At 72.7% G+C, this 22,474-nt stretch carries 18 protein-coding genes and 1 pseudogene; 13 read left to right on the top strand and 6 right to left on the bottom strand.

Features of this window, described 5'->3' with window-relative positions; genetic code table 11:
• Positions 1–131 precede the first annotated feature (131 nt).
• The 4 genes and pseudogenes from NBM05_RS07640 to NBM05_RS07655 all read left to right on the top strand — a co-directional run bounded on the left by NBM05_RS07640 (position 132) and on the right by NBM05_RS07655 (position 5,472).
• Positions 132–1,559 carry an NAD-dependent malic enzyme gene (locus tag NBM05_RS07640; protein WP_254166292.1) on the top strand — a complete coding sequence of 476 codons (1,428 nt, stop codon included), beginning with the start codon at positions 132–134 and terminating at the stop codon, positions 1,557–1,559.
• Between the two features lie 31 nt (positions 1,560–1,590).
• The gene (aceB, locus tag NBM05_RS07645) at positions 1,591–3,201 is read left to right on the top strand and encodes a malate synthase A (protein WP_254166294.1); all 1,611 of its coding nucleotides are present in this window, start codon (positions 1,591–1,593) and stop codon (positions 3,199–3,201) included.
• Positions 3,191–4,447: pseudogene (locus tag NBM05_RS07650) on the top strand (DUF6986 family protein); the annotation flags it as partial. The gene aceB and the pseudogene NBM05_RS07650, both read left to right, overlap by 11 nt.
• A gap of 203 nt (positions 4,448–4,650) precedes the next feature.
• Positions 4,651–5,472 (top strand): bifunctional allantoicase/(S)-ureidoglycine aminohydrolase, encoded by an 822-nt coding sequence (locus NBM05_RS07655; RefSeq protein WP_254166296.1) that lies wholly within the window; start codon positions 4,651–4,653, stop codon positions 5,470–5,472.
• A gap of 727 nt (positions 5,473–6,199) precedes the next feature.
• Here the strand turns inward: NBM05_RS07655 and bcp are convergent.
• The gene (gene bcp, locus NBM05_RS07660; protein ID WP_254166298.1) at positions 6,200–6,673 is read right to left on the bottom strand and encodes a thioredoxin-dependent thiol peroxidase; all 474 of its coding nucleotides are present in this window, start codon (positions 6,671–6,673) and stop codon (positions 6,200–6,202) included.
• Between the two features lie 253 nt (positions 6,674–6,926).
• Here bcp and NBM05_RS07665 point away from each other — a divergent pair, with 253 nt between their 5' ends.
• The 3 genes from NBM05_RS07665 to NBM05_RS07675 all read left to right on the top strand — a co-directional run bounded on the left by NBM05_RS07665 (position 6,927) and on the right by NBM05_RS07675 (position 9,542).
• Positions 6,927–8,408 (top strand): NCS2 family permease, encoded by a 1,482-nt coding sequence (locus NBM05_RS07665; protein ID WP_254166301.1) that lies wholly within the window; start codon positions 6,927–6,929, stop codon positions 8,406–8,408.
• 1 nt (position 8,409) lies between these two features.
• Positions 8,410–8,832 carry a YchJ family protein gene (locus NBM05_RS07670; protein WP_254166303.1) on the top strand — a complete coding sequence of 141 codons (423 nt, stop codon included), beginning with the start codon at positions 8,410–8,412 and terminating at the stop codon, positions 8,830–8,832.
• 227 nt (positions 8,833–9,059) lie between these two features.
• On the top strand, positions 9,060–9,542 hold the full coding sequence (locus tag NBM05_RS07675) for a hypothetical protein (RefSeq protein ID WP_254166305.1): 483 nt from the start codon (positions 9,060–9,062) through the stop codon (positions 9,540–9,542).
• 10 nt (positions 9,543–9,552) lie between these two features.
• Here the strand turns inward: NBM05_RS07675 and NBM05_RS07680 are convergent, their stop codons facing one another.
• Positions 9,553–9,828: a hypothetical protein gene (locus NBM05_RS07680; protein ID WP_254166306.1), complete on the bottom strand. Its 276-nt coding sequence runs from the start codon at positions 9,826–9,828 to the stop codon at positions 9,553–9,555.
• Positions 9,829–9,837: 9 nt separating this feature from the next.
• Positions 9,838–10,722, bottom strand: a complete 885-nt coding sequence (locus tag NBM05_RS07685) for a spermidine synthase (protein ID WP_254166307.1) — start codon at positions 10,720–10,722, stop codon at positions 9,838–9,840.
• A 257-nt stretch (positions 10,723–10,979) separates the two neighbouring features.
• Between NBM05_RS07685 and NBM05_RS07690 the strand changes: the two genes are divergently transcribed.
• Positions 10,980–12,695: a dihydroxyacetone kinase subunit DhaK gene (locus tag NBM05_RS07690; RefSeq protein WP_254166308.1), complete on the top strand. Its 1,716-nt coding sequence runs from the start codon at positions 10,980–10,982 to the stop codon at positions 12,693–12,695.
• A gap of 6 nt (positions 12,696–12,701) precedes the next feature.
• Here the strand turns inward: NBM05_RS07690 and NBM05_RS07695 are convergent, their stop codons facing one another.
• On the bottom strand, positions 12,702–13,010 hold the full coding sequence (locus NBM05_RS07695; protein ID WP_254166309.1) for a thiamine-binding protein: 309 nt from the start codon (positions 13,008–13,010) through the stop codon (positions 12,702–12,704).
• 202 nt (positions 13,011–13,212) lie between these two features.
• Here NBM05_RS07695 and pta point away from each other — a divergent pair, with 202 nt between their 5' ends.
• From pta to NBM05_RS07720, 5 genes are all read left to right on the top strand, one after another.
• Positions 13,213–15,321, top strand: a complete 2,109-nt coding sequence (gene pta, locus NBM05_RS07700) for a phosphate acetyltransferase (RefSeq protein ID WP_254166310.1) — start codon at positions 13,213–13,215, stop codon at positions 15,319–15,321.
• A 34-nt stretch (positions 15,322–15,355) separates the two neighbouring features.
• Positions 15,356–16,549, top strand: coding sequence for an acetate/propionate family kinase (locus NBM05_RS07705; protein ID WP_254166311.1), 1,194 nt, complete (start codon positions 15,356–15,358; stop codon positions 16,547–16,549).
• Between the two features lie 210 nt (positions 16,550–16,759).
• On the top strand, positions 16,760–18,400 hold the full coding sequence (locus NBM05_RS07710) for a M48 family metalloprotease (RefSeq protein ID WP_254166313.1): 1,641 nt from the start codon (positions 16,760–16,762) through the stop codon (positions 18,398–18,400).
• Between the two features lie 56 nt (positions 18,401–18,456).
• Entirely contained in the window at positions 18,457–19,113 is a 657-nt protein-coding gene (locus NBM05_RS07715; RefSeq protein WP_254166315.1) for a TetR/AcrR family transcriptional regulator, read from the top strand.
• A 43-nt stretch (positions 19,114–19,156) separates the two neighbouring features.
• Positions 19,157–19,483: a hypothetical protein gene (locus tag NBM05_RS07720; protein WP_254166317.1), complete on the top strand. Its 327-nt coding sequence runs from the start codon at positions 19,157–19,159 to the stop codon at positions 19,481–19,483.
• A 71-nt stretch (positions 19,484–19,554) separates the two neighbouring features.
• Here the strand turns inward: NBM05_RS07720 and NBM05_RS07725 are convergent, their stop codons facing one another.
• Positions 19,555–21,273: an amidase gene (locus tag NBM05_RS07725; protein WP_254166318.1), complete on the bottom strand. Its 1,719-nt coding sequence runs from the start codon at positions 21,271–21,273 to the stop codon at positions 19,555–19,557.
• 1 nt (position 21,274) lies between these two features.
• Complete coding sequence (locus NBM05_RS07730; protein ID WP_254166319.1) at positions 21,275–22,348, bottom strand: agmatine deiminase family protein; 1,074 nt, start codon at positions 22,346–22,348, stop codon at positions 21,275–21,277.
• Positions 22,349–22,474 lie beyond the last annotated feature (126 nt).

Here is a 22,474-nt window from a genome sequence, read left to right on the forward strand (position 1 = left end):
GCCGGCGACCGTCGCGCCGCGCCCCTTGAATTTTCATTGGTCAGAATATAATATCCGTATTGTGGAAACGAGGCATGAGTCACACGGCTCGCCTCCCTCATTATTCAACGCGTTGCTCCAGGAGGTACGCCATGACCACGACCGATCAGCAGACCGGTGAGACCGCTCCCGCCGTCGCGACCAGCCCGGGATACGCCATCACCCTGCGCATCGAGTGCCCGTCCACCGGCGGGGCCACCCGTGCCCTGACCACCGCCGTCGGCGAGGCCGGCGCCGATCTCACCGCGCTCGACGTCGTCGAGTCGACCCACGACAGCATGGTCGTGGACCTCAGCTGCAACACCGCCGACGAGGCCCACGCGAAGCGCGTGGCCGAGAGCATCGAGGGCGTCGAGGGCGCTCACGTGCACAAGCGCAGCGACCGCACCTTCCTCATGCACCTGGGCGGCAAGCTCTCCGTCGAGCCCAAGGTGCCGCTGCGCAACCGCGACGATCTCTCGCGCGCCTACACCCCCGGCGTCGCGCGCGTCTGCATGGCGATCGCCGAGAACCCCGAGGACGCCCGCCGCCTGACCGTCAAGCGCAACACCGTGGCCGTGGTGACCGACGGCTCGGCCGTGCTGGGCCTGGGCAACATCGGCCCCGCCGCCGCGCTGCCCGTCATGGAGGGCAAGGCCGCCCTGTTCAAGCAGTTCGCCGGCGTCGACGCCTGGCCCGTCTGCCTGGACACCCAGGACACCGAGGAGATCATCAGCATCGTCAAGGCGCTGGCGCCGGTCTACGGCGGCGTGAACCTCGAGGACATCGCCGCGCCGCGCTGCTTCGAGATCGAGCAGCGCCTGCGGGACGAGCTGGACATCCCCGTCTTCCACGACGACCAGCACGGCACCGCGATCGTGGCCCTGGCCGCGCTGCTCAACGCCCTCAAGGTCGTGGGCAAGAAGATCGAGGACGTGCGGATCGTGCTCTCGGGCGTCGGCGCCGCCGGCCACGCGATCATCAACCTGCTCCAGGCCCAGGGCGCGCGGGACATCGTCGCCTGCGCCCGCAACGGCGCACTGCACCGCGGCGAGCACTACGACGACGCCCACCGCGAGTGGATCGCCCAGAACACCAACCCCTCGGGCTTCTCCGGCTCGCTCAAGGAGGCCGTGCGCGGGTCCGACGTCTTCATCGGCGTCAGCGCCCCCAACCTGCTGGACGAGGACGACGTCGCGGCGATGAACGACGGCGCGATCGTTTTCGCGATGGCCAACCCCAACCCGGAGATCCTGCCCTCGGTGGCCGCCAAGCACGCCGCCGTCGTCGCGACCGGGCGCAGCGACTTCCCGAACCAGATCAACAACGTCCTGGCCTTCCCGGGCCTGTTCCGCGGCCTGCTGGACGCCGGCGCCAAGGACATCACCGACGCGATGCTGGTCGCCGCCGCCCGCGCCATCGCGGAGAGCGTCAGCGAGGACGAGCTGAACCCCAGCTACATCGTCCCGAGCGTGTTCAACCCCGAGGTCGCGCACCGCGTGGCGGAGGCCGTGGAGGCCACCGCGCAGCGCCACGCTTAGACCACCCGTACCCACTACCGAGGAGACTCGCATGACGATCGAGATCACCGACCGAAACCCCGTCGAGCGCGCCGGGGAGATCCTCACCGACGACGCCCTCGCCTTCGTCGAGAACCTGCACCGGCGCTTCGCCCCGCGGCGCGCCGAGCTGCTCGAGAAGCGCGCGGAGCAGCGCCGGCGGGTGGCCGACTCGGGCACCCTCGACTTCGACCCCGAGACCCGCGAGGTCCGCGAGGGCGACTGGAAGGTCGCGCCCGTGCCCCCGGCCCTGCAGGACCGCCGCGTCGAGATGACCGGCCCCGCCACCCCGGCCAAGATGGCCATCAACGCGCTGAACTCCGGCGCCAAGGTCTGGCTCGCCGACCTCGAGGACGCTAGCTGCCCGACCTGGGGCAACGTGATCGACTCGGTGCTGAACCTGCGCGACGCCGCGCGCGGCACCCTGTCCTTCACCTCCCCCGAGGGCAAGAGCTACGCGCTGCGCACCGACGCGCCGCTCGCGACCGTCGTCGCCCGCCCCCGCGGCTGGCACATGGACGAGGAGCACCTGCTGATCGACGGGACGCCCGCGGTGGGCGCCCTGGTCGACTTCGGCCTGCACTTCTTCCACGTCGCGCAGCAGCTGATCGACAACGGCGAGGGCCCGTACTACTACCTCCCGAAGATGGAGAGCTACCTCGAGCCCCGCCTGTGGGCCGAGGTGTTCGCCGCGGCCGAGGAGTCGCTGGGGATCGAGCGCGGCACCATCCGCGCCACGATGCTCATCGAGACCATCCCCGCGGCCTTCCAGATGGAGGAGTTCCTCTACGAGCTGCGCGAGTACGCGGCCGGCCTCAACGCCGGGCGCTGGGACTACCTGTTCAGCATCATCAAGTACTTCCGCGACTCGGGCGACCGCTTCGTCCTGGCCGACCGCTCCGCGGTGACCATGACGGCGCCGCTCATGCGGGCCTACACCGAGCTGCTGGTCAAGACCTGCCACCGCCGCGGCGCGCACGCGATGGGCGGCATGGCGGCGCTCATCCCGTCCCGCAAGGACGAGGAGGTCAACAAGGCGGCCTTCGAGAAGGTGCGCAACGACAAGACCCGCGAGGCCAACGACGGCTTCGACGGCTCCTGGGTGGCCCACCCGGACCTCGTGCCCGTGTGCAAGGAGGTCTTCGACGGCGTCCTGGGCGAGAAGCCGAACCAGGTGGACCGCCTGCGCGAGGAGGTCGAGGTGACCGCCGAGCAGCTGATCGACGTCCCCTCCGCCGGCGACCAGCGCACCGAGGCCGAGCTCCACGCCAACCTGTACGTGGCCATCGCCTACACTGCCGTCTGGCTCTCGGGCAACGGCGCCGTCGCGATCCACAACCTGATGGAGGACGCGGCGACCGCGGAGATCTCGCGCTCGCAGATCTGGCAGCAGATCCAGAACGGCGTCGTGTACACGGACACCGGCAACACCGCGACCCGCGAGCTGGTGACCGAGGCCCTCGAGACGCAGAAGCAGAAGCTGCGCGGGGAGGTCGGCGACGACCTCTACGAGCGGTTCTACGAGCCGGCCGCCGGCATCGTGGCCGACCTCGCGCTCTCGGACGACTACGCCGACTTCCTGACGACCCCGGCCTACGAGTGGGTGGTCGCGAATGGCCGCTGAGACCGGGACGACCGACGCGCCCGTCGCCCTCGACGGAGCGCTCTACGAGGAGCTGGACTCCCGCCTCGCCGTGACCGACGAGGCCCTGGCGGGCAGCTATCCGGGCGAGGCGGGGAACCGCCAGCCGGTGCACACCGTCTACGTGCGGGCCGACCGCTACGAGGACGGCCTCGCCGCCGACTGGGGCCGCCAGGCCCTGGAGCTGGCCGAGCGGCACGGCGGGATGCGGGAGGTGTGCCGCGTCGTCGGGATCGAGGACGCGCTCGCCGAGCGGATCGCCCCGCTGGTCGAGGCGAAGCTGCGCGCGGAGCCCATCGAGGACCTGCGCATCGACTTCGAGGACGGCCTGGGCGCCCAGCCCGACGACGTCGAGGACCGCCTGGCCGTGGAGTCCGCGCGCCGCCTGGCCCGCGAGATCGCCGAGGGCACCGCGACGCCATTCGCGGGCCTGCGGTTCAAGTGCCTCGAGGAGGACACCCGACGCCGCGGCCTGCGCTCCCTGGACCTGTTCCTGGGCACGCTGATCGCCGAGGGCGGGCTCACCGAGGGCCTGATCATCACGCTGCCCAAGGTCAGCACGGTGGAGCAGGTCGAGGCGATGGTCACCGTGTGCGAGCGCCTCGAGCGCGCGCACGGCCTGGAGCCGGGCCGCCTGCGGTTCGAGGTGCAGGTCGAGACGCCCCAGCTGATCCTGGGCGCCGAGGGCACCGTGCCCGTCGCGTCGATGCTGCACCGCGCCGACCGCCGGATCACGGCCCTGCACTACGGGACCTACGACTACAGCGCCTCGCTGCAGATCGCGGCCCAGTACCAGTCCATGGAGCACCCGGGCGCCGACTTCGCCAAGGCGGTGATGCAGGTGGCGGTGGCCGGCACGGGGGTGACCCTCTCGGACGGCTCGACCAACATCCTGCCCCTGGGCCCGGACGAGGACGTGCACGCGGCCTGGCGGCTGCACGCGCGGCTGATCGGCCGGAGCCTGGAGCGCGGCTACTACCAGGGCTGGGACCTGCACTGGGCCCAGCTGCCGACCCGCTACATCGCGACCTACGCGTTCTACCGCAGCGGGTTCGACGCCGCGGCCCTGCGCCTGCGCAACTACGTGTACGGCACCGAGGGCGCGATCCTGGACGAGCCGGCGACGGCGCGGGCCCTCGCCCGGTTCATCCAGCGCGGCTACGCGTGCGGCGCGCTCTCCGAGGCGGAGGTCGCCGAGTCCTGCGGGCTGGACCCCGCGACGGTCGCGGCGATCGCCCGGCCCCACTCGGAGACCCGGCCCCTCGGCGACGACGCCGGCTCGCTCCCCACCGGGGACCGGCCGGGCACGCCCGGCGCCGGGGCTGACCCTCGGCGACGGCCGGCGGACCCGCCGGCCGTCGCCCACCACTACCTCGCCGCCCCGTCGATCCGGTACGGGGCGGCTCGTCAATTCACCAAGGACGTTGAACCATGGCTTACTACAACAGCAAGGGCGGCCTGCCCCCGCAGACCCAGATCACCACCGACCGGGCGATGTTCACCGAGTCCTACGCGGTCATCCCCAAGGGCGTCTTCAGCGACATCGTCACGAGCCTCCTGCCGGGCTGGGAGTCGACCCGCCTGTGGGTCATCGCCCGCCCGCTGAGCGGCTTCGCGGAGACCTTCTCGCAGTACGTCGTCGAGGTCGGCCCGGGCGGCGGCAGCGACGACCCCGAGACCGAGGCCGGCACCGAGGCGGTCCTCTTCGTGACCAGCGGCTCGGTCACGGTGACGATCGACGACGAGGAGCACGTGCTGACCGAGGGCGGCTACGCCTTCATCCCGCCGTCCTCGACCTGGAAGCTGCGCAACGAGACCGGCGAGCTCGCGAACTTCCACTGGATCCGCAAGGCCTACCAGCCCGCGCCCGGGATCGACGAGCCCGAGCCCGTCATCGCCAACGAGAACGACATCGCGCCCACGCCGATGCCCGACTGCGACGGCGCGTGGTCCACGACCCGCTTCGTCGATCCGACGGACCTGCGCCACGACATGCACGTCACGGTCGTGACCTTCGAGCCCGGCGGCGTCATCCCCTTCGCCGAGACCCATGTGATGGAGCACGGCCTCTACGTCCTGGAGGGCAAGGCCGTGTACCGGCTCAACCAGGACTGGGTCGAGGTCGAGGCCGGCGACTTCATGTGGCTGCGCGCCTTCTGCCCCCAGGCCTGCTACGCGGGCGGTCCCGGCAAGTTCCGCTACCTGCTCTACAAGGACGTCAACCGCCACATGCCGCTGACGCTGAGCCGGTAGCGCCGAACCGGAGCGCGCCGAACCGGGCGCGAGCTGAAGCGGATGTGAGCCAAGGCGGTCTTGAGCCAAGGCGGTTTCGAGTGGAAACGCTTCTTGAATTGAGGCGCTTTCGAACCGAGGCGGTACCGGTCTAAGGCCGCAGCGAGCGGAGGGGCCGATGATGTGCCCACCAGAAGGCCCCCGGATGGAGTCCATCCGGGGGCCTTATCGTGTGCGTCGCTTGCGGCTTGCGGCTTGCGGCTTGCGGCTTGCGGCTTGCGGCTTGCGGCTTGCGGCGACCATACCCTGTCAGCGGCTAGGGATTTTCGGAGCTATAGTTCCGAGGATCTCGAGGATCGCCCCGACCCCGCGGTTACTCCGCTCGGTGCCAAACCGGATGGAATATTCCGATTGGTGCATCTTCAGCCGAAGTATCGGGAGATGCGTCCCTATGGACGCTGGGATCCCCGGAAGCAAAGCTCCGAAAATCGCTAGTTCACGGCACCCTGTCGTGGAAATTTCACGTCATTCCGCCCATCGGAAACGGGCGGTCCTAACTCCGGCCCGTTGGCCCTCCGTGCCTTCGGCGGAACCGACCACTCCACCGGTTCTGGCACGCTTCCCCTCCGCCCCGCACGCCCCGTGGGCCCGTGACCGTCTGGTCGCCACATCGACACCACCCCGTCCGCCATCAGTGCGGCGGACGGGGCGGGACCGACCCCGCGCGGGCGGCGGGGCGTCGTCGGGCTCAGGCGTCGACGCCGAGGTCCCGACGCAGCTGGGCGACGTGGCCGTCCGCGCTCACGTAGTAGCCGGCCTGGGCGATGCGGCCGTCCTCGTCGATCACGAAGGTGGAGCGGAGCACGCCGGTGCGGGTCTCGCCGCCCACGGTCTTCTCGCCCCAGGCCCCGAAGCGCTGGGCCACGGCCGAGCCCTCGTCCGAGAGCAGCCCGTAGGTGAGCCGGTACTCCTGCGCGAACTCGGCGAGCCGCTCCACGGAGTCGCCCGAGATGCCCAGCACCGTGTACCCCGCGGCGGTCAGGGAGGCGAGGTTGTCGCGGAAGTCGCAGGCCTCGGTGGTGCAGCCGGGGGTGAAGGCGGCGGGGTAGAAGTAGAGGACGGTCCTGCCGCCGGCGAGGTCCGCCAGCGACGTCGTGCCGCCCTCGGCGTTGGGGAGGGAGAAGTCGGGGGCGACGTCGCCCGGGGTCAGCTGGTCGGTCATGGTGCTCCTCGTCCGTAGGCGTCGTCCGCGGGATGCGCGGACCCGCCCATTGTGTCAGCCGCGTCACAGCACGGGATAGGGATTCTCACGAGGTGGAGCCTGCGGCGGCCGACGCCGTGCCGGGCGAGCCCGCGGTGCTCCTGGTCACCTTCCCGCCAGACCCGCGGGGCGAGCCCGCGATCCGTACTAGAATCGTCTGCGCCGCGGCCGACCACGGCACTTCACCCCCTTTGAGTATCTACGGATTCAACGAATGACTTCTGAGAACACCGCGGCTCCGAGCCGTGCCCCCCGTCCCCGCGGCGACCGCCCCGCCGGCGGGCTCGACCGCTTCTTCAAGATCTCCGAGCGCGGCTCGACCCTCGGCACCGAGATGCGCGGCGGCCTGGCCACGTTCTTCGCGATGAGCTACATCGTGGTGCTGAACCCGCTGATCCTCGGCCTGGGGGCCGACGGCGCCGGGAACGCGCTCGGCATCGACCGGGTAGCGGCCGCCACGGCCCTCGTCTCGGGGCTGATGTCCATCCTCATGGGCATCCTCTCCAACCACCCGTTCGCGATGGCCGCCGGCCTGGGCGTCAACGCCTTCCTCGCCGCGACCATCGCGACCACTCCCGGGCTCACCTGGCCCGAGCTCATGGGGCTCGTCGTGTGGGCCGGGATCGTGATGTTCCTGCTGGTCCTCACCGGGTTCCGGACGGCCGTGTTCAACGCGGTGCCCGCCTCGCTGAAGACCGCGATCGTCGTCGGCATCGGTCTGTTCATCTCCTTCATCGGCTTCGTCAACGCTGGCTTCATCCGCCGCATGCCGGACGACGCCGGCACCACCGTCCCCGTCTCCTTCGGCGTCGGCGGCGAGCTGTTCGGCTGGCCCATCCTGGTGTTCCTCGTGGGGCTCTTCCTGACCATCGCGCTGATGATCCGCAACGTGCGCGGGGCGATCCTGATCGGCGTCATCGTCTCCACGATCCTCTCGATCGCCATCGAGACCGTGGCGCCCTCGGGCCCCTCGACCGCGAACCCGGCCGGCTGGTCGCTCGTGGTGCCCGGCGTCCCCGAGTCGTGGTTCGGCCTCCCGGACCTCTCGCTGATCGGCCAGTTCAGCTGGTTCGGCGCCTTCCAGTCGCTCGGCGGGATGGCCGCCTCGCTCATGGTCTTCGCGATCCTGCTCTCGGTGTTCTTCGACGCGATGGGCACCTCGGTCGGGCTGGCCACCGAGGCCGGGAACATCACGAAGGACGGGAAGATCCCGGCGATCAACCGGGTGCTCGCGGTGGACGCGCTGGGCTCGGTCGCGGGCGGCGGGGCGTCGTCGTCCTCCTCCCAGATCTTCGTGGAGTCGGCGACCGGCATCGGCGAGGGCGCGCGCACCGGCCTGGCGCCGGTGGTCACCGGGGCGCTGTTCCTGGTCGCGACGTTCATCTCGCCGCTGGTCAACATCGTGCCGTTCGAGGCCGTGGCTCCCGCGCTGGTGATCGTCGGCTTCCTCATGGTCCGCCAGGCCGTGAACGTCGAGTGGAACGACTGGGGGCTCGGCATCCCGGCCTTCCTGACCATCGCGATGATGCCGTTCACGTACTCGATCGCGCACGGCATCGGCGCCGGCTTCGTCTCCTACGCCTTCATCCGCCTCGCGCAGGGGCGCGGCCGGGAGGTCCACCCGCTGATGTACGTCGTCTCGGCGGCGTTCCTGCTGTACTTCGGCATGGGTGTCATCGACGGCTGGATGCACTAGCGTGGCCCCGGCTCCCGATGACTCGGCCCGCTGCCCCTGCGGCACGGGCGAGGTCTACGGCGCCTGCTGCGGTCCCCTGCATGCCGGGGACCGCGAGGCCCCGACCGCGGAGGCCCTGATGCGCTCGCGCTTCTCGGCCTTCGCCGCCGACGACGCCGCCTACCTGCTGCGCACCTGGCACGCCTCGACCCGCCCGGCCGAGCTGGAGCTCGACGCCTCGATCCTGTGGCAGCGCCTCGAGATCCTGGACGTACAGGGCGGCCCCTTCGACGACGCCGCCCGCGTGCGCTTCGCGGCCCACTACCGCTCACGCCCCGGCACGCCGGCCGAGGAGCGGGTCCGGGGCGTGCAGCGGGAGGACAGCGGGTTCCTGCGCGAGGGCGGCCGGTGGTTCTACGTGGACGGCGTCGCCGACCGGGACTGACGATCCTTGGGGACTGTGACAGACACCATGAGAAGTGAGTCTCCAGGAAAATACCAGGAATCGCACAGCTGGTTATAGTTTTTTGAGTGAAAAAATCTCCGTTCTGCGCTCTTGTCCTCCTCGCGAGCCCTCTGTTCTTGACTTCCTGCGGTGATTCCGCAGATGAGTTCAGAGAGCCCCTCGCGGTTTCGCCAGCCTCAGAATCGCCCTCCCCGGAACCCGATCCGATGCGCGGCAAGCCCGAACCCATGAGCTTGGGTCAAGAGGCCGTAGTGACGGATCAAAACGACGACATGATCTACCGCTTCAAGGTGAATTCGATCCGGCTGAACGACAGCTGCCCGAACAATCCGCTGGACCAGTACGGTTCCCTCGATCCAGTCAATGGGCACCTCATCAGACTGACCATCGAAGAACAGGTGGGGGACCTCTTCCAGTCCCAGGACGAACTGGTTGCCGAAATGGCGGACCTGGGGCAGGGAGTCAATCACTTCAATTGGAGGTTCGTCACGGAAGCAGGGACGACCACCAACGAGATCTCGACTCCGATCACGTACAACTGCCTGGGGCCCGGAGAGGAACTCCCCGGCGATCTGGGCCCCAACGAGCAGGCGATCGGCGAGGTGATCCTCGATCTCCCAGGACAGACGGGCACCTTGATCTACCAGGACCCCCTGACCCGCCAGAGCTTCGAATGGCAGGTCAAGTAGGAGCCTTTGCTCACCGCTGATCCGCCGCCGTGACCGCCCTGCGGGATCGCCACGACATGATCGCCAGGGCCGAGGCCGCGGAGAGGATCGACGCCGCGGAGGCGAAGCTGCCGACGGACAGGAACGAGAACGACGAGCCGATGGACCCGGCGGAGCCCAGAGAGCCGATGGATCCGACGCTGAGCGTCGAGTTCACGGACCACAGGCTCAGCGTGCTGTTCCTCGAGCCGATCGACAGGCGCGAGCCGCCGCGGCTCAGGGCGGGGTGCTTCAGAAGACTGCTCATGACCCGAATCTAGTCCCTGCGCGGCTCGCTGCCCAGGGCCAGGCGGCGTGCCCACTCCTCGTCCTTGTACTGAGCGGGCACCGCGCCGCCCAGCAGCACCCGGCCGAGCGCGGCGGCGGCGTCGTCCCCGGCGCGCGGCAGCGGGGAGTCCGAGGCCAGCAGGACGATGTTGCCGTAGCGGCGCCCCTTGAGCATGGGCGGGTCGGCGATGCAGGCGACGTGCGCGAAGACCTCCCGCAGCCCGGCGATCTCGGCCCGGGCCAGCGTCAGGCCCCGCCCGTCCCCGCAGTTGGCCACGTACAGCCCGCCCGGGGCCAGCGCGCGGCGGACCTGCGCGAAGAACTCGACCGTGGTCAGCGGGCCCGGGGTCACGGCGTCGGCGAAGACGTCCCGGATCACGACGTCGCGGCTGCCGTCCACGAACCCCTCGGTCACGGCGCGCGCCTCCCCCACCCGGATCTTCACGCGCGGGGCGCGGGGGATGTCGAACTGCTCGCGGACCAGCGCGGCCAGCCGCCCGTCCAGCTCGACGACGGTGTTGCGGCTCTCCGGGTACACGTCGGCGAGGTAGCGCGCCATGGAGCACGCGCCGCCGCCGAGGTGGGTGATCCGCAGCCGGGCCGGGTCCAGGTGCGCGCCCACGAAGGACTCGACACCGGCCGCGAACCAGCGCATGTACTCGAAGGCCAGCTCGCGCGGGCGGCCGAGCACCACGTGGCTCGACTGCACGCCGTTGACCATGACGAGCCACGCGCCGTCCTGCCCGTCCTCGTCGATCAGCTCCGCGGTGCCGGTGTCGATGAGGTACGTCCCCGCGGCCGGGCCGGCGGGGACCGGGTTCGCGGCCGCCGACGCCGCCTCGCCGCCGCGCCCACCCTTCGTCTTCTTGCCCATGGGCTCCAGCGTAGCCGCCCGGCGGGGGCCGCCCGGGCGCCCTGTGGACAACCCGGCGGGCCGACGGGCCCGGCGTCCCTCCTCCGCGACGCGGCGTCCACAGATCCGGCCGACCCCTTGCGGCGGCCCGCTCGGTGGTCGACAGTGAGGGGACAGGACGCCACGGGGCCGTGGTCCCGGCGTCGTCCCGCCCCGCTCCGGCGCAGCCCGGCCGCGGGGCACCGTCCGCCGCCCGCCCACTCCCCGAGGAGCGACCCATGACCACGCCCTTCTCCCCCGACCAGGCCCCGCACGCGGCGGCCCTCCGCGGCCTCGCGCTGAGCGCCGGCGGCGGCATCGGGTACAGCACCGACCCCGTCTTCGCCTGGAACCGCCGGCCGGCCGAGGGCCGCCGGGTCTGGCTCGTCAGCGGCGGCGGCTCGGGGCACGAGCCCATGCACGCCGGCTTCCTGGGCGAGGGCGGCATCGACGTCGCCGTGCCCGGGGAGGTCTTCACCTCGCCCCACAACGGGCAGGTCGTCGCCGCCGTCGAGCACGTGGCGGAGCCGGGTGCCGAGGTGCTGCTGATCGTCAAGAACTACACGGGGGACGTCATCAACTTCGCGATCGCCCGCGAGCGCCTGGAGGCGAAGGGCTACCGCGTGGGCACCCTGGTGGTCGACGACGACCTCGGCAGCGAGGGCGCGGAGGTCGGCCGGCGCGGAACGGGTGCGACCGTGGTGCTGGAGAAGGTCCTCGGCGCCGCCGCCGACGCCGGCCAGGGCCTCGAGGAGCTGCTGGAGCTGGGCCGCCGGGTCGGGGCGAGGACCCGCTCGCTCGCCGTCGCCCGGGCCGCGCACACCCGGCCCGGCGGGGGCGAGGGCTTCGCGGTGGAGTCGGGGAGCCTGGAGTACGGCGTCGGGATCCACGGGGAGACGGCCGCGGAGACCATCGCGGACCCCGGCGTCGGCAGTCTGGTCGATCGCATGGTGGGCGAGCTGCTGGGCGCCCTGGGCCACGACGACGCCGCGGACGGGACCGGCTACGTGGTCATGGTCAACGGGCTCGGCGGGGTGAGCAATCTGGAGCTCTCCCACGTCGCGGCGGAGGCGGCCGAGGCCCTGCGGGCGCGCGGCGCCGGGCTCGCGAGCCTGGCCGCCGGGACGTTCATCTCGGCGCTGGACATGCGCGGCTTCTCCCTGACGCTGACGGCCGCCGACGACGCCGCGTGGCTCGGCTACTGGACCGCCCCGCACGCGACGCCGGGGCTACCGCACCCGCGGGCGGCGGAGGAGCCGGTGGGAGCGGACGTGGCCGGCTCCGACGCGGCCGTCTCCGACGCGGCCGGTTCCGACGCTTCGGCCGGGCCCTCCGGGGCGCCGGGCCGCGACGCCGGGACGGGGGCGCGCGGTGGCGCCTCCTCGCCGTGGCTGGACGCCCTGGCCGAGCGCTTCGAGGGGCACCGCGCGGCCCTGGACGCCCTGGACCAGCGCTCCGGGGACGGCGACATGGGCACCAACATCGCCCACGGTGTGCGCCGGGCCTCCGAGCGCGGCGCGGAGGGACCGGACCGGGAGCTGGAGGCCCTCGCCGGCGCGTTCCTGGACGAGGTGGGCGGATCGAGCGGCCCGCTGTTCGGCCTGGTCCTCTCCGAGTTCGCCCGGGCGGAGCGGCGGGGCGAGGGCTTGCGCCGCGGCCTGGAGGCGGTCCAGCGGGCCGGAGGGGCGCGGCCGGGCGACCGGACGATGCTGGACGCCCTGGCCCCGGCCGCCGAGCACGAGGACCTCGACGCGGCCGCGGTGCGCGCCGCCGTCGAGGGCGCCGAGGCCACGAAGGACCTGCGGGGACGCCGCGGCCGGGCGAGCTACCTGGGCGACCGGGTGCTCGGCTCCCCCGACCCGGGTGCTGTGGCGATGGCGCTGATGCTGCAGGCGGTAGCCGAGCACGACGGCGTCGACCTCGCGGGCGTGGATGCCGCGATGCTGCTGGGGTGAACGGCGTCAGCCCTCGCCGTCGAGCGCCTTCTCCAGCCGCTCCAGCTTGCCGGTCAGCTCTCCCGAGTAGCCGGGGCGGATGTCGGCCTTGAGGACCAGGGAGACGCGGGTGCCGTACTCGCCCACGGCCTCGGTGGCGCGCTTGATGACGTCCATGCACTCGTCCCACTCGCCCTCGAGGGTGGTGAACATGGAGTCGGTGCGGTGGGGGATCCCGGACTCGCGGACGATCCTGATGGCGGCGGCGACGGCCTCGTGGACGGAGGCGCCGGCGCCCTCGCCCCCGGACGGTGCGACGGAGAATGCGAATAACATGCCCCCAGCCTAGTACCGGGGAGAGCGATCTCTCAGCCGGGTGCCGCCCTCGCGCACCTAGAATGGGGACCGGATTCCCCGTGCCGCTCGAGGTCCGGTCCGGCCCCCACGCCCCGCTGTCCCGCGCGAGGCCCGGCCCCGCCCCTCGCGCCGCACGGTGCCCGAGCACGCGCCGCCCCCTCGACCGCAAGGACGATCCCCCATGACCACCGGCATCTTTCTCGAAGCGCTGACCCCCCGGTCCGGCAAGACCCTGGTCTCCCTGGGGCTCGCCGACTCCCTGATCCGCCGCGCCGACCAGGTCGGCTACTTCCGCCCCGTGCACCTCGGCGAGACCCCGGAGGAGGATCCCGGCATCCGGCTCATGCGCGAGGCCTTCAACCTGGACGCCTCGGCCGCGCGCGGCGGCGTCCCCCTGGCCCGCTGCCGCGAGATCCTCGCCTCGGGCGACCAGGACGAGCTGGTCAGCGCCTCCCTGGCCATCTACTCCGAGATGAGCCAGCAGTTCGACGTCATCATCGTCGACGGCACGGACATGCTGGCCGCGAGCGCCGCCAGCGCCGAGTTCGACCTCAACGCGCGGCTCGCCAACAACATGGGCTGCTCGGTCGTGGCCGTGATCAACGGTTCCGACGCCGAGTCGGTCGAGGACATCGTGACCTCGGTCGAGGTGGCCCGCTCGGAGATGCACACCGCCAAGTCGGACCTGCTGGCCGTCGTCGTAAACCGGGTGGACCCGGCGATCGCGGACGACGTCGCCGGCAGCATCCCCGTGGGCCGCCGCGGCGGCCGGGCCTACGTGATCCCCGAGGACACCGCGATCTCCCACCCGACCGTGGACGACGTCGTCCACGAGCTCCGCCTGGACAGCGACTTCCCGATGTCCCTGGACCGCGACATCCAGGCCGTGAAGGTCGCCGCGATGACCGTGGGCAACTTCCTCGAGCAGATGGCCGACGGCGACTTCGTCATCACCCCGGCCGACCGCTCCGACGTCGTCATGGCCACCCTGGCCTCGGCGCTCTCCCCGAGCTTCCCGGTCCCCTCCGGCCTGCTGCTCTCCGGGGACCTGCAGACCAACCCGACCACCTGGGACCTGATCCACGCCGCGCCCTTCCCGGTCCTGCGCTCCCCCGTGGACACCTACTCGGCGGCGCAGGCCGTGGGCGCGGTGCAGGGCGAGCTGCGCGCCGGCGCCCCGCGCAAGATCGCCGCCGCGCTGGGCCAGTGGTCCCGCCGCGTGGACGACAAGGAGCTGCTGGGCCGCCTCGAGCTGCCCCGCCCCGCGACCATGACGCCTCTGCGCTTCCTCCACCAGCTCATCGAGAAGGCCCGCTCGGACCGGCGCGGGATCGTGCTGCCCGAGGGCGAGGACGTGCGGGTCCTGCGCGCCGCGGAGATCATCCAGCGCCGGGACTTCTGCGACGTGACCCTGCTGGGCCGCGAGGCCGCGGTGCGCGAGCTCGCGCAGTCCGAGGGCATCGACCTGACCTTCTCGACCGGGGAGCAGGCCCCCGCGCCCGGCAGCGTCCGCCTCATCGACCCGGCCGATTCCCCGCTGCGCGAGACCTACGCCCAGGAGTACGCCCGCCTGCGCTCCCACAAGGGCGTGAGCCTCGAGGATGCCCGCGAGCGCATGCTCGAGGGGGCATACTTCGGCACCATGATGGTCCAGCTGGGCGACGTCGACGGCATGGTCTCCGGCGCGGCGCACACCACGGCCAACACCATCCGCCCGGCCCTGGAGTTCGTCAAGACCAAGCCGGACGTCAAGATCGTCTCCTCGGTGTTCTTCATGCTGCTCGAGGACCGCGCGCTGGTCTACGGCGACTGCGCGGTCAACCCCAACCCCGACGCCGAGCAGCTCGCGGACATCGCCCGGGCCAGCGCGCAGACGGCGCAGGAGTTCGGGGTGGACCCGAAAGTCGCGATGCTCTCCTACTCCACGGGCGGCTCCGGCTCGGGCGCGGACGTGGACAAGGTCCGCGAGGCCACCCGCCTGGTCCGCGACGCCGACCCCGCCTTCGAGGTCGAGGGCCCCATCCAGTACGACGCCGCCACCAACGCCTCGATCGCGGCCTCCAAGCTGCCGGAGTCGCAGGTGGCCGGGCGCGCGACCGTGTTCGTCTTCCCGGACCTGAACACCGGCAACAACACCTACAAGGCGGTGCAGCAGTCCTCCGGCGCGGTGGCCGTGGGGCCGGTCCTGCAGGGCCTGCGCAAGCCGGTCAACGACCTCTCCCGCGGTTGCACCGTGGACGACATCGTCAACACCGTCGCGATCACGGCCATCCAGGCCCAGACCGCCTGACCCGCCCCACGCCTCCCCCCAGGAAAGGACCCCCATGCTCGTCCTCGTCATCAACTCCGGCTCCTCCTCGATCAAGTACCAGGTCCGCGAGGTGACCGGCGCCCCCGCCGGGTCCGCGGCCGACGCGGCGGCGGCCCAGGTCGCCGGCGTCGAGGACGCGATCCTCACCAAGGGCCTGATCGAGAACATCGGCTCCTCCGGCGCGGTGGCCGATCACGCGGAGGCCCTGGACCTGCTCGCCGCCCGGCTGGACGAGGAGCTGAATGGCCGGGAGATCGACGTCGTGGGCCACCGCGTGGTGCACGGCGGCGAGCGCTTCTCGGAGCCGGTGCTGATCGACAACGAGATCGTCCGCACCATCGAGCGCCTCGCCCCGCTCGCCCCGCTGCACAACCCGGCCGCGGCCCTCGGGATCCGCGCGATCCAGAAGAAGTGGCCTCACCTGCCGCAGGTCGCGGTCTTCGACACCGCCTTCCACCGGACCCTGCCCGAGCGGGCCTGGCGCTACGCGATCCCCGACGAGCTCTACCGCCTGCGCGGCATCCGCCGCTACGGCTTTCACGGCACGAGCCACGACTACGTCACCGGCCGCGCCGCCGAGCACCTGGGCGTGCCGCGCGAGGAGCTCGACGGCGTCGTCGCGCACCTGGGCAACGGCGCCTCGGTCACCGCGATCAAGGGCGGCGCCTCGGTGGACACCTCGATGGGGTACACGCCGCTGGCGGGCCTGGTCATGGGGACCCGCTCGGGCGACGTCGACCCCTCGGTGCTGACCGCGCTGATGACGGGGCCGGACGCGTACGACGCCGAGCAGATCGACCGGGTGCTGAACAACGAGTCGGGGCTGCTGGCGATCGGCGGCAGCAACGACATGCGCGAGCTCGTGCAGCGCGCCGAGGGCGGCGACGAGAAGGCGCGGCTCGCCCTGGAGATGGCGGCCTACCGCCTGGTGAAGTACATCGGCGGCTACCACGTGGCCGTCGGTGGCGCGCGGGTGCTGATCTTCACCGCGGGGATCGGGGAGAACTCCGCGCCGTTCCGCCGCCTCGTCGTCGAGGGGCTGGGCGCGCTGGGCGTGACGCTCGACGAGGAGGCCAACGCGGTCCGCTCGGACGAGATCCGGGAGATCTCCGGGCCGGACTCCGCCATCACGGTGCTCGTGGTCCCCACCGACGAGGAGCGGGCCATCGCGGAGGCGGCCGTGGGGCTCGCCGGCGACCGGGGCTGAGGCCTCCGGGGCGGGAGGGCCGGGACCCGCGAGTCGGGCGGGCCGATGCCCGTAGCCCGGGTTCGCGAGCCGGGCGGGCCTCCCCGCCGCTGCCGGCCGCCCCGCCGCCACCGGGTGACGCGCCGCGACGAGACGGTCAGATGCCGGGCCCGCGGCGTCGTGCGGGGATAACGTGGGGAGCAACGTGTCGGAACCAGCCGGAGGAACCCCATGTCGAACTACCCCACCGGGCAGGGCCCCGAGTCGAGCTTCCAGCGCGACTCGCACCGCTACGGCGGGCCGGGGACCTCGCCCGCCGAGGAGGCGCTGCCCCGGGATCCCCTCCCGGACGACCTGAGCAACGGTTGGGTCCCGGAGGACTCGCGGCAGCGGGCCCGCAGCCCCTTCCCGCCCCCGGCCCTGTTCTCGACGCAGTCACTGCTCGCGGAGTCGCTGCGCAAGCTGCTCCGGCACCCCGGCGAGATCCCCTGGCTGATCGTGGGCTTCTGCGTCACGCTGGCCGGGTACACCTACTCGCTGTGGATCCTGTTCTTCCAGGTCCTCGTGGCCGACACGCTGCGGGACAGCAGCGACCCCTACCTCCAGGAGCAGGCCGAGCGCCTGACCTCCAGCACGATCGAGCAGATCCTGGCGATCATCTTCCTGCTGCCCCTCATCATCTTCTTCAGCCGCGGCATCATGTACGCCCAGCTGCGGATCTCGGGGGTCCGGATCTCCCCCACGCAGTTCCCCGAGGCGTACCAGATGCTCGTCGAGGCGGCGACGGCGGCCGGGCTGCGGCGCGTCCCCGACGCCTACGTGGTGCTCGGCAATGGCCTGATCAACGCGTTCGCGGCCGGGCACGGCCACCGCCGGTTCGTGGCGGTGTACTCCGACCTCTTCGAGATCGGCGGCAGGGCCCGCGACCCGGAGGCGCTGCGCTTCATCATCGGCCACGAGGTCGGGCACATCGCGGCCGGGCACACCTCCTACTTCCGGCTCCTCGGCCTGTCCTTCTTCGCGCAGGTCCCGGTGCTGTACTCGGTGCTCTCCCGCGCCCAGGAGTACACGGCCGACAACTTCGGCTACCGCTACCGCCCCGGCGGCGCGCGCGGCAGCATCCGGGTGCTCGCGGCCGGCAAGTACCTCAACGCGGAGGTCAACTTCGACGAGTTCGCGGACCGCGCCGTCTACGAGCGCGGCCCGTTCGTGTGGATGGCCAACCTGGGCGGCACCCACCCGGCCCTGACCTGGCGGGCGCACGCGCTGCGAGACCGCTCCGCGCCGGGCCGCCTGATCTGGCGGCCGCGCTTTAACCCGCCGGCGACGCCGCTGTCCATGGTCCCCGCCGCGGAGGCCGCCGAGCTGTGGGCCGACCCGCAGCAGGGTGAGCGGTTCATCGCGGCGTACCCGGAGAGCGTCGGGAACCAGCACTGGGGCGTCAACGAGACCGTCGCCAAGGTCCCGGCCGAGCAGCGCGACCGCCGCATCCCGGACCTGCTCGACACCCGCTGGGCCGCCCGGGCCGCCGCTTCCCGGGCGGGCCCGGGGATCCCGGCGCGGGCGGGCCGGCGTCCGGCGGGCCGGCGGGTCCGGAAACCGGCCGGCCCACGTTCGGCGAACCGGCGGGACCGGAGGCCGGCGGGCCCACGTTCGGCGGACCCGCGGGACCGGAGAGCGGCGGGCCCACGTTCGGCGAACCGGCGGGACCCGAGGCCGGTGGGCCCACCCCCGGCCGTCCCGAGTCCGGCGGACCGACCTCCGAGGGCTCGACCGAGGATGATCCCGGTGACACCGGTTCCGGCACCCGGCGCCCCTGGGACCCGCCGCAGGGCTGAGGCTCACGACGCCCGGGCCCCTAGAATGGGCTGAGGCACCCGACGACGCCGCGGGCGCCGCGCCGCCCGCCCGACGTCGAGGGATGACCCATGAGCTCACAGACCACCTCCCGGCCGCGGGGCCGCCCCAGCGCGCCGGTCCTCTCGCGCGAGCGGATCACCCGGGCCGCCATCAGGATCGTGGGCACGCGGGACTACCGGCACCTCACGATGGCCGCGCTCGCGCGCGAGCTCGGGGTCTCCACCTCGGCGCTGTACAACCACGTCTCCTCCAAGCGGGACCTGCTGGTCATGATCCAGGAGAGCCTCAACGGCGAGATCGACTGCTCGAGCTTCGAGACGAAGCCGTGGCACGAGGCGCTGTGGGACTGGGCCGTCTCCTACCGCCTGTGCTTCATCCGGCACACGGCCCTGATCCCCGTCATGGCCGTGCTCCCGGTCGCCGACTCGCCCCGGACCCTCGAGATGTACGAGCGGGTCACCCGCGGCCTCGACGAGGCGGGCATCCCGGAGGACCAGACGGTCGACGTGATCGTCGGCATCGAGGCCTTGGTCTTCGGCGCCGCCTACGACGCCTCGGCGCCCCAGAACATCTTCGACCCGGGCGGCCGGGCCGACCTCGCCCCCGTCTTCACCCGGGCCGCCGCCCGGCGTCCGGCGGACGCCCGCACCGCGGCCGACCGCGCCTTCGAGCTGGCCCTCGGCGCCCAGATCGCGGGGCTGCGCGCGCGCTTCGGGACCGCATGACGGCGCCCGGTCCGCATCTCCTGACGCCCTCGCTCCGCACCGCGTGAGGACTTCCGACCCGCACCCCGTGACGCTCTCGGTCCGCGTCACCGCCCACTGGGCCAACGGCTGGCTACTGCGCGCCTTCGCCCGGCCGTTCCTGGTCGTCGACGGCGTGGAGCGGCCGGTGCGCTGGGCGGAGCCGGCCGAGGTGGAGGCCGCGGGCGACGTCGTGCGCCTCGGGGCCGGCGTCCGCTACCGCCGCGCGGACCCCCTGGGCGGCTGCGAGCCGGAGACCCTGGAGCTGGGCGGCGCCGAGCCCCCGCGGGAGGTCGAGCTGCGCAACGGATTCCTGAACCACACGCCGTTCCGGGTGGTCCGCCGGCGCTGACGCTCTCGGTCCTCCTCGGGCAGGTAGCAGTCGCCGGTCGTCACCGAGGTTACCCCAGGCGCCGCACGGCGCTACCCCAGCGGCGGCGTCCGCCCCGGCGTCGTCCGGCGCGCGCCGGTCGCCTCGAAGGCGGCCGCGACGCGCAGGAGGCGCTCGTCGTCGTAGGCGCGGCCCGCGAAGGTCAGGCCCACCGGCATCCCGATGTCCGGCAGGGTGCCCATCGGCACCGTCACCGTGGGGACGCCCAGGTGCCGCCACACGAGGTTGCCGTTCGCCACCCAGACGCCGTTGCGCCAGGCCAGGTCCGCTGCGGCCGGGTTGACGTCCGCGTCCGCGGGGCCGACGTCGGCCACCGCCGGGAACGCGAGGACGTCGAGGCCCAGCTCGTCCAGCCACTCCTCGAGGTCCGCGCGGCGGGTTTGCTCGAGACCCCGCAAACCCTCCTCCAGGCCGGGGAGCCCGGTCAGCGCGCGGCCGTCGAGGCGGCGGGCCAGGGCCGGGTACTCGGCGACGTCGTCGTCGAAGCCGTCGTAGCGGTCCGGCAGCGTGCCCTCCTCGTGCGGGAAGATCCGGGCGCCGTCGACGCCGGCCAGCCGGTCCAGGGCCGGGTCGCCGTTGGCGCGCAGGAAGTCGTCCCAGGCCCAGGCCGAGAGGTCGGTGATCTCGGTGCGCAGGTACTCCGGGGAGACGAGGCCGCGCGTGGCGACCGTGGGCGCGCCCGGCCGGTCGCCCTCGTAGCGGGAGACCACCGGGAGGTCCGTCTCCTCGAGAGCGGCCCCGGCCGCCGTCAGGTCGGCGACGGCCGCGCGCCACAGCCCGAGCAGGCTCGGGCGGGGGACGATGCGCCGGCCGGTCGGGCCGCCGATGCCGGGGCTCTCGGCGGTGCCCGCGGCCTCGTCGGTCCCGAGGAACATCCGCGGGGCGCCGATCCGCAGCCCCGCGAGGACCTCCTCGGCCGCCGCGCGGTCCGGGGAGCCCAGGGCGCGGTAGGAGGCGGGCCGGACCTCCGAGGCGCGCGGGATCTCAACCCACGGCTGGGCGCGCCAGAAGTCGCCGCGGGGCTCGGCGTCGTCGGCCACCACGACGTCGAGCACCTCGAGCAGGTCCCCCATGGTCCGGGTGTGCGGCACGACGACGTCCATGGTCGGCACGAGCGGCCAGTTCCCCCGGATCGAGATCACCCCGCGCGAGGGCGTGTAGGCGCACAGCGCGTTGTTCGACGCCGGCGCCCGCCCCGAGGACCACGTCTCCTCCCCCAGCCCGAAGGCCCCGAAGCTCGCGGCGGTAGCGGTCCCCGAGCCGTTGGAGGAGCCCGAGCCGAACGCCGAGGTGAGGTACGCGGCGTTGTAGGGGCTCTCCGCGCGGCCGTAGACCCCGCGCTGCATCCCGCCGTTGGCCATGGGCGGCATGTTGGTCAGGCCCAGCAGCACGGCCCCGGCCGCGCGCAGGCGCCCCACGGCGAAGGAGTCCCACTGGGCCGTGAGCCCGGCGAAGGCGGGCGATCCGGCGGCCACCGTGAGCCCGCGCGCCTGGAAGCTGTCCTTGGCGGTGTAGGGGATCCCCTCGAGCGGGCCGCGGGACTCGCCCCGGGCGCGGCGGCGGTCCGACTCCCGGGCCTCGGCGAGGGCCTCCGGGCTCATCACGACCATCGCGTTGAGCCGGATGCCGCCGGTGTCGTAGGCCTCGATGCGGTCCAGGTAGGCGCGCGTCAGCTCCTCGCTGGTGGTCCGGCCCTCCTCCAGCGCCGCGCGCAGCTGCGGGATGGTCGCCTCGACGACGTCGTAGGCCATGTCAGGCTCCCGTCCGCTCGGTGCCGGCCTCGCGGGGCGCCGGCTGCTGCTGGGTGATGCAGTGGATGCCGCCGCCGAAGCGGAAGACGTCCCGGGCGTCCACGACCTCGACCTCCCGCCCCGGGTAGGCCTCCGCCAGGATGCGCGCGGCCTGCGCGTCCCGCTCCCCGCCGAAGCCGCAGAGCACGACGACGCCGTTGGCCACGTAGTGGTTGATGTAGGACCAGTCGACGAACTCGCCGTCCTCGACGATGGTCTCCGGGGCCGGGACGTCCACGATCCGCAGCGGCTCCCCCGCGGCGTCGCGCTGGCCCTCCAGGAAGGCGCGCAGCTCGCGGGTGACCGCGTAGTCGGGGTGGGCGGGGTCGTCCTGGCGGTGCAGGAGGATCGCGCCCGACGCCGTCGGGGCCGCCACGATGTCCACGTGCCCGCGGGTGCCGAACTCGCCGTAGTCCCGGGCCAGCCCGCGCGGCAGCCACACCGCGTGCCGGGTGCCGAGGCGGGCGTGGACCTCGCGCTCGACGTCCTCCGCCTCCAGGCCCGGGTTGCGGCCGTCGTCGAGCTGCACGGTGCGGGTCAGCAGCACGGTGCCCGCGCCGTCGACGTGGAAGCCGCCGCCCTCGTTGACCAGCTCGCTGGCGATCCGAGGCACCCCGGCCGCCTCGGCCATGGCCGCGCCGACGTGCTGGTCGTGCTCCCAGGCCGCCCAGTCCTGGGCGCCCCAGCCGTTGAAGACCCAGTCGACGCCGCGGACCGCGCCGGCGGCGTCGTGGACGAAGGTCAGGCCGGAGTCGCGGGCCCAGGCGTCGTCGAGCGGCACCGTCACCAGCTCGACGCCGTCCGCGGGCAGCGCCGCGCGCGCGGCGGCCTCGTCCCCGGGCGAGACGAGCATCCGGACCGGCTCGTAGCGGGCCACGACCGCGGCCACCCGGGCCCAGGCGGCGCGGGCGGCGGCGAGGCCCTCGGAGCCTTCCGGGCCGAAGGTCTGGTTGGCCGGGGGGAAGGCCATCCAGGTGCGCTCGTGCGGGGCCCACTCGGGCGGCATCGCGGTCCCGGGGGACGCTGACTCGGTCATGGCTGTGTCCTTCCTCACCTAAATGAACACTATTCATTAGGCGGGACGGGAGCGGTCCTGTCAAGAGGCACGGGCCGGCCCGATCCCGCCGTCGCCGCCCCCACCGCCCTTCCGCGCCGCCCCCGG

This window comes from Rothia santali (genome assembly GCF_024199905.1).
Lineage (GTDB): Bacteria > Actinomycetota > Actinomycetes > Actinomycetales > Micrococcaceae > Rothia > Rothia santali.

Coding starts and splice junctions, on each gene's coding strand:
- NBM05_RS07640 (WP_254166292.1), top strand. CDS start 132: ATGACCACGACCGATCAGCAGACCGGTGAGACCGCTCCCGCCGTCGCG.
- aceB (WP_254166294.1), top strand. CDS start 1,591: ATGACGATCGAGATCACCGACCGAAACCCCGTCGAGCGCGCCGGGGAG.
- NBM05_RS07655 (WP_254166296.1), top strand. CDS start 4,651: ATGGCTTACTACAACAGCAAGGGCGGCCTGCCCCCGCAGACCCAGATC.
- bcp (WP_254166298.1), bottom strand. CDS start 6,673: ATGACCGACCAGCTGACCCCGGGCGACGTCGCCCCCGACTTCTCCCTC.
- NBM05_RS07665 (WP_254166301.1), top strand. CDS start 6,927: ATGACTTCTGAGAACACCGCGGCTCCGAGCCGTGCCCCCCGTCCCCGC.
- NBM05_RS07675 (WP_254166305.1), top strand. CDS start 9,060: ATGCGCGGCAAGCCCGAACCCATGAGCTTGGGTCAAGAGGCCGTAGTG.
- NBM05_RS07680 (WP_254166306.1), bottom strand. CDS start 9,828: ATGAGCAGTCTTCTGAAGCACCCCGCCCTGAGCCGCGGCGGCTCGCGC.
- NBM05_RS07685 (WP_254166307.1), bottom strand. CDS start 10,722: ATGGGCAAGAAGACGAAGGGTGGGCGCGGCGGCGAGGCGGCGTCGGCG.
- NBM05_RS07690 (WP_254166308.1), top strand. CDS start 10,980: ATGACCACGCCCTTCTCCCCCGACCAGGCCCCGCACGCGGCGGCCCTC.
- NBM05_RS07695 (WP_254166309.1), bottom strand. CDS start 13,010: ATGTTATTCGCATTCTCCGTCGCACCGTCCGGGGGCGAGGGCGCCGGC.
- pta (WP_254166310.1), top strand. CDS start 13,213: ATGACCACCGGCATCTTTCTCGAAGCGCTGACCCCCCGGTCCGGCAAG.
- NBM05_RS07705 (WP_254166311.1), top strand. CDS start 15,356: ATGCTCGTCCTCGTCATCAACTCCGGCTCCTCCTCGATCAAGTACCAG.
- NBM05_RS07710 (WP_254166313.1), top strand. CDS start 16,760: ATGTCGAACTACCCCACCGGGCAGGGCCCCGAGTCGAGCTTCCAGCGC.
- NBM05_RS07715 (WP_254166315.1), top strand. CDS start 18,457: ATGAGCTCACAGACCACCTCCCGGCCGCGGGGCCGCCCCAGCGCGCCG.
- NBM05_RS07725 (WP_254166318.1), bottom strand. CDS start 21,273: ATGGCCTACGACGTCGTCGAGGCGACCATCCCGCAGCTGCGCGCGGCG.
- NBM05_RS07730 (WP_254166319.1), bottom strand. CDS start 22,348: ATGACCGAGTCAGCGTCCCCCGGGACCGCGATGCCGCCCGAGTGGGCC.